Genomic DNA, 6,121 nt, shown 5'->3' on the forward strand with positions numbered 1-6,121 from the left:
TTAAGGGGTGTGGTCGGAGGTGATTTGGCCGTCACTCATCTGGATCTGGCGGCGGGCACAAGCGGCCACCTCGGGACTATGAGTGACGAGAATGAGGGTCGTGTCTCCGGTCCCAGCGATTTCCTGGAAAAGGGAGAGGATCAGGGCACCGGTTTTTGAGTCGAGATTCCCGGTGGGCTCATCCGCCAGCAGGATAGCAGGGCGGTGGATGAGCGCACGCGCGATGGCAGTGCGTTGCATCTCGCCACCAGAGAGCTGGTGGGGGAAATGATGATGCCGGGAGGACATCCCGACGGTAGTCAAAAGTTCCCTAGCCCGGCCCACGGCTTCTTGGTGCGGGATACTCTTGAGCATGAGTGGGAGCAGGACATTTTCCTCTACCGTCAGCGTCGGTAGGAGGTTAAAGAACTGGAAGACAATCCCGATATGGGTCCGGCGAAAAAGTGTCAGGGAACGGTCATTGCCGGAAACAATCGATTCATCATGGAAAGTGATATCACCCTCATCCGGGACATCTAATCCTCCCAGCAGGTGCAAGAGTGTGCTTTTGCCACAACCACTCGGGCCTGTAATGGCGATGAATTCCCCTTGGGCAATTTGTGTGGAAAGCCCCCGCAAGGCATGGACACGGTTTTCGCCATTGGAGTAAGATTTTGAAATGTTCTTGATCTCAATCATAACACCCCCATCTTGGACTGAATCATTTCCGTGTCAATTTAGCACATCGATAAATGGTAAATGTTTCTGATGTGCTATTCTGTCGCTCTAATATCACACAAGCGAAACAAATTCGACTCATGACTGTCACAGGGGGGTGTCTATATTTATCTCGTTATGGGATTAGATACATTAAAGATAAAAGAGTTAGTTTATACACGGGACTATATCCATTGTGATACTCCGGTGAAACAAGCCCATGAGATATTCAATAACTACCAGGGTAGTTTCATGGCTGTGACGAATAACGAGACGATTGTCGGGATCATCGGCAAGGAATTCCTTCTCGCGAAGCTCGGTTCCCGATTCGGGTGGGCGCTGCATGCCGATAAAACCGTAAAATCACTCATGGATCCTGCGCCCTTGATCGTGGATGGGAATCTCTCGGTGATCGATATATCCCGGAGTGTGAGGAAACGGAATGATGATAATTTTTTTGATGATTTAATTGTTGCCGCTGACGGGGAGTTTTGTGGTTTAATCGCGGTAAAATCGCTTATTATCCATCAATTCAAGGATCTGGAGAGGAAGTCCCTTGAAATCGACGAGCAAAGGGACATTCTTGCCGATACCATATCCACACACTTAATCGATAAGGCCGGAGGTGCCGAAGCGGTTCAGAAAAAAGTAGGCGCGATTGTCGATGCTGCTCAGATGATCGAACATAATGAGAGGAAATGGGAAAAACAACCGGCCTCCACCGAAGAGGCCAAAATGCATGGCAGACTGGAAATATTCAGTGCCATTGATTTAATGCAGATTCTTATCCAGGGAACTAAAACAGGTAAATTATCGGTGAAGACCGAGTCTGGAATGGGTAAACAAACTTATGACATTTATTTGGTTAATGGGAATATCGTTCATGCCTTTGGTATGCAGAGGAAGTCTCTCGACGCACTTTATCGGGCATTGATGCTTCAGAGTGGTGAGTTCGATTTTATTTTCGGAGAAAAAGCCCCTGAGAATTCGATTTCCGGGAACTCAATGGGAATGTTGCTCGAGGCTTGTCGTTTGCAGGACGAAGAACTAACCAGAAGTGCGGTTGCCGTTTGACGGTTTTGCAGTTTTGAGAGTTTTTGGCGTGAAATCTGCCCTGCTACAGGTCGATTCAGGACGCGTAAGGAAATCGGTTGAAATGATCAATAAAATCGTCCATAATTTATCTAATAATGCGAATACATTTTCAAACAAAAGTATTTTTCATGGCTGTCTTTGTTGGCTTTTTTCTGGTTACGGGGACTTTTGCCGCCCAGACGATTGTTTTGGATCCTGGTCATGGTGGGCATGATAATGGGGGGATTCCCGGCCAGAGAATAAAAGAAAAAGTCATCGCGTTGGATGTGAGTCTCAGAGCCCGTAAGCTTTTAATCCAGCAGGGATATAATGTCGTCATGACACGGACCACCGATGTCTTTATCCCGTTGCCAAATCGGGCTTATATCGCGAATGCTCACCCAGACGCCCTCTTGATCAGTGTCCATTTAGATTCCGCACGGAATTGTAGCGCCAGGGGAGTCTCCGCTTTTTATTATGGCCGCAAAAGCCGTGCTTTAGCTCTGACGCTTTTAAACGAAATGCTTTGCAAAATGCCGCACACACATAATAGAGATTTTAGGAACCGTGACTTAGCCGTTCTCCGCCGGAGTAAAAATCCGGCAGCCTTGGTCGAGCTTGGTTTTTTAACCAATCCCGATGAAGGCAAACGCTTTTTAAGTCCGGATTTCCGACAAAAGGCTGCTGAGACTCTCGTTGCAGGCATTATTAAATATAATGAACGTTATGAGGCGTCTTCTCCAAAGACACGGCGGGGAATTACCTCTCTGGCTATGAATAATTCCAAAAAAGCAGATACCGAATAAGTTTTTTCTGGTGGGTACAGCCCTGAGCGGCTAAATACATAGCCTCATGAAACCAAGTTTTTTTGTTCGCGGGGATTTGGACGGATTTTTCGGTCTCTTTATTGATAATCTACTCCAGCTCATGTTGATCGCCGTATTTCTCCCGGCGGTTTGCGGATTTGAACCAGCTTTTGTTTTTGGCACCATTTTGCCGGGAGCAGCCATTTCGATCCTTTTTGGGAATGTTTATTATAGTTGGCAGGCGTGGCGGATGGCTAAACGCGAGAATCGTAATGATATCACAGCCCTTCCTTACGGGATAAATACGGTGAGTCTGGTGGCCTTTATTTTCCTGATAATGGCCCCGATCTATTCGGAGACAAAAAATACGACACTCGTCTGGCAAGCCGGGATATTCGCTTGTTTCCTGAGCGGAGTCATCGAGATGATCGGTGCCTTTGCAGGAAACTGGCTGAGGAAGGTCACCCCGCGTGCGGCTTTATTATCCGCACTGGCGGGCATCGCGATGACATTTATCGCTATGGGATTTATCTTCCAGCTTTTTGCTTCACCCGCCATCGCGATTCTACCCATGATGATGATCCTTTTGGCTTATGCGGGCGGGGTGAAGTTTCCCTTTTCATTTCCCGGTGGTTGTATCGCTGTCCTTGTCGGGGTGGCCCTCGGTTGGTTATTGATCCCGATGGGTTGGTCTTCCTTTGCGCCTTCTGCGGAAGACGTCCAGATCGGACTCTACCTGCCAAAGCCTGTTCCTCAGGATTTATTTGCCCTCCTGAGCGACCCCCTCGGCTGGAAATATTTTGCGATTATCCTGCCCATGAGCCTTTTTAATATCATCGGTTCACTGCAAAATCTCGAAAGTGCAGAAGCCGCCGGAGACAAATTCCCCACGCGTTCATCCCTGCTCGTGAATGGACTGGGCAGTATTGTCGCCTCATTTTTCGGGAGTGCATTCCCGACGACGATTTACATCGGGCATCCCGGATGGAAAGCCATGGGCGCCCGGGTGGGGTATTCGCTCCTGAATGGGGTCGTGATTACCGCTTTGATCCTGATGGGGGGCATGACACTGGTTTTGAAGGTGGTCCCGATCGAGGCGACCTTGGGCATTTTGCTCTGGATCGGATTGATCATCATGGCCCAAGCTTACCAAGCCACTCCCCGGAAACACGCCCTCGCCGTTTCTATGGGGCTCGTGCCTTGCCTTGCGGCGTGGGCACTTTTTTTGATCGAGACCTCCTTGCGTGTGGCAGGAACGAGTCTTTTTGCCACCGCACCGAAATTTGGCAATGATCTTTTTATTTACGGGATCATCGCCCTTAATCAGGGGTTTGTCATTACCGCCATGATCTTTTCGGCCATTGTCGTCTATCTGGTGGAGAAAGACTTTTTGAAAGCTTCTATTTGGTGTTTTGCGGCGGCTGTCCTTGCCTTCTTCGGATTGATCCACGCTTTTAGCCTGGATCACATCGGGCTGCAGCCGGTTTTTGAGCTCATGGCTGCACCGAGATTTGTTTTTGCCTATACACTGACCGGGATAGTTTTCCTCGCCGCCCACTTTTTGATCAAGGACAAAAGCAAATTGCACGCGGAGATTTGATGCGTTTATCGAAGACAGTTTATCTCGAAGGCAGCCCTGAAAAAGCGGCACGGTTTTTCCTGGGCAAATTGCTCTGTGTGGACTCACCTCAGGGCGTGGTCAAAGGGATTATTTATGAAACGGAAGCTTACGGGGGTGCTGAGGATAAGGCCTGCCATGGGTTCGGCAACCGCCGCACGGAACGGACAAAAATCATGTTCGAGCAGGGTGGGATCGCCTACGTCTATTTTACTTACGGCATGCATTTCCTTTTAAATTTTGTCACCGGGGCGGCGGATGAACCCAAAGCCGTTCTCGTCAGGGGCGTTTGGATCACCGCAGGCGCGCAAATTGCCCGGGACCGGCGCGGGGAGAAATTTAAACATGCCCAGCTCTCTAATGGTCCGGGAAAAGTTTGCCAAGCTTTTGGCATCGACAAATCGCTGAATGCCGCCGACCTGACCGGGGAAAAAATCTGGGTCGAGGATGCCGGGTATCAGGCGGAGCAATCGGAAATAGAGGCGACTCCCCGGATCGGGATCAATTACGCCCAAGAATGGGCCGCGAAACCCTGGCGGTTCGTGTGGAAGAGAGATTTTTCCTCATCGCCCTCCCCCACACCTCATTATCAAACGGGGGAATAGGACAAATCAAATATTGTATTTAGTTAATTTTAAGCTAATTTTGCCTGAATATTAATTGGTAAAAGACAAAAGGGGGCCGTATGAAAAAGCAAATGATTCGGGGGATAATGATAATAACAGTTCTGATGGTTTACGCCATGGCTCTGACGACGGAGGTCAATGCCCAGGCGGTCATCGATAATACAACGGTGACGACGAATGCGATTTATTATGTCGGGGATAGTACAGCAGCAAACACCCTCGTGATTACCAATAATGGTCAGCTTTTTGTGACCAATAGTGGTGTGAATGGTTTCTCATCAATCATTGGAAATACGATAGACTCCTTGAATAATAAAGCTCTTGTCACCGGGAGTGGTTCCCTGTGGTCGAACCGGAGCGATTTCTATGTGGGCTATAATGGAGCAGGGAATGCGCTGACGATTTCCAATGGGGCCAGTGTACTCAATGATCATGGCTATATCGGGTCTGAATCAAGTTCATCGAATAACGTGGTGACGGTGACGGGGTCAGGGTCGTTGTGGTCGAACCGGAGCGATTTGTTTGTGGGCTATAGGGGAGTCGGCAATACGCTGACGATTAGTAATGGGGCCAGTGTGGTCAATAGTGATGGCAGTATCGGTGTTTTTAATAGTTCATTGAATAACGTGGTGACGGTGACGGGGACGGGTTCGCTGTGGTCGAACACCGGTAGTTTAGATGTGGGCTTTCTTGGAGTAGGTAATACTATGACGATCTCCAATGGGGCCAGTGTGGTGAATACTGATGGCACTATCGGATTTACTACCAGCGCATCGAATAACGCGGTGACGGTGACAGGGGCGGGTTCGCTGTGGTCGAACCGGAGCAATTTCTATGTGGGCGATGGTGGAGCAGGGAATGCCATGACGATTAGTAATGGGGGTAGTGTGGAGAATGGTATCGGCTCTATTGGTAATCAAGCCAGTTCATCGAATAACGTGGTGACGGTGACGGGGGCAAGTTCCCTGTGGTCGAACCGGAGCGATTTCTATGTGGGCAATATTGGAGCAGGCAACACGCTGACGATTTCTAATGGAGCCAGTGTGATTGCAGCCAGTTTAATCGTGGGCGCTAATGCATCCTCGATAAATAACGTCATGAATCTCAGCGGGGCCGCCTCGCAACTGGTAGTGACCAATGCAGCCGGGACGAGCACGAGCGACATTCTCCGGGGCACATTCACACAGAATGGTGGCACTCTGCGCACGGACAATTTGCTCGCTACCAATGCAGCGGGTCTCTACACCCTCAATGGCGGCACAGCGATTGTGCAGAATGCCAGCATCAGTAACGGTCAGAAT

General features: G+C 49.4%; 6 protein-coding genes. 5 read left to right on the plus strand and 1 reads right to left on the minus strand.

The window, feature by feature from the left end; genetic code table 11:
• Complete coding sequence (locus SGI98_07990; protein MDZ4743342.1) at positions 1 to 678, minus strand: ABC transporter ATP-binding protein; 678 nt, start codon at positions 676 to 678, stop codon at positions 1 to 3.
• Positions 679 to 834: 156 nt separating this feature from the next.
• On the opposite strand from SGI98_07990, the gene SGI98_07995 reads away from it, so the two are divergent.
• From SGI98_07995 to SGI98_08015, 5 genes are all read left to right on the plus strand, one after another.
• Positions 835 to 1,770 carry a DUF4388 domain-containing protein gene (locus SGI98_07995; protein ID MDZ4743343.1) on the plus strand — a complete coding sequence of 312 codons (936 nt, stop codon included), beginning with the start codon at positions 835 to 837 and terminating at the stop codon, positions 1,768 to 1,770.
• 149 nt (positions 1,771 to 1,919) lie between these two features.
• Complete coding sequence (locus SGI98_08000) at positions 1,920 to 2,576, plus strand: N-acetylmuramoyl-L-alanine amidase (protein MDZ4743344.1); 657 nt, start codon at positions 1,920 to 1,922, stop codon at positions 2,574 to 2,576.
• Between the two features lie 46 nt (positions 2,577 to 2,622).
• Entirely contained in the window at positions 2,623 to 4,176 is a 1,554-nt protein-coding gene (locus SGI98_08005; GenBank protein MDZ4743345.1) for an NCS2 family permease, read from the plus strand.
• On the plus strand, positions 4,176 to 4,799 hold the full coding sequence (locus tag SGI98_08010; GenBank protein ID MDZ4743346.1) for a DNA-3-methyladenine glycosylase: 624 nt from the start codon (positions 4,176 to 4,178) through the stop codon (positions 4,797 to 4,799). Before SGI98_08005 ends, SGI98_08010 begins: the two co-directional genes overlap by 1 nt.
• Before the next feature lie 107 nt (positions 4,800 to 4,906).
• The coding region (locus SGI98_08015) for a hypothetical protein (GenBank protein MDZ4743347.1) at positions 4,907 to 6,121 on the plus strand (1,215 nt) is incomplete at its 3' end.

The organism is Verrucomicrobiota bacterium (genome assembly GCA_034440155.1).
Taxonomy (GTDB): Bacteria; Verrucomicrobiota; Verrucomicrobiia; order JAWXBN01; family JAWXBN01; genus JAWXBN01.

Bases quoted from the DNA above. Each gene is read 5' to 3' on its own strand.
- SGI98_07995 (MDZ4743343.1), top strand. From the start codon at position 835: ATGGGATTAGATACATTAAAGATAAAAGAGTTAGTTTATACACGGGAC.
- SGI98_07990 (MDZ4743342.1), bottom strand. From the start codon at position 678: ATGATTGAGATCAAGAACATTTCAAAATCTTACTCCAATGGCGAAAAC.
- SGI98_08000 (MDZ4743344.1), top strand. From the start codon at position 1,920: ATGGCTGTCTTTGTTGGCTTTTTTCTGGTTACGGGGACTTTTGCCGCC.
- SGI98_08005 (MDZ4743345.1), top strand. From the start codon at position 2,623: ATGAAACCAAGTTTTTTTGTTCGCGGGGATTTGGACGGATTTTTCGGT.
- SGI98_08010 (MDZ4743346.1), top strand. From the start codon at position 4,176: ATGCGTTTATCGAAGACAGTTTATCTCGAAGGCAGCCCTGAAAAAGCG.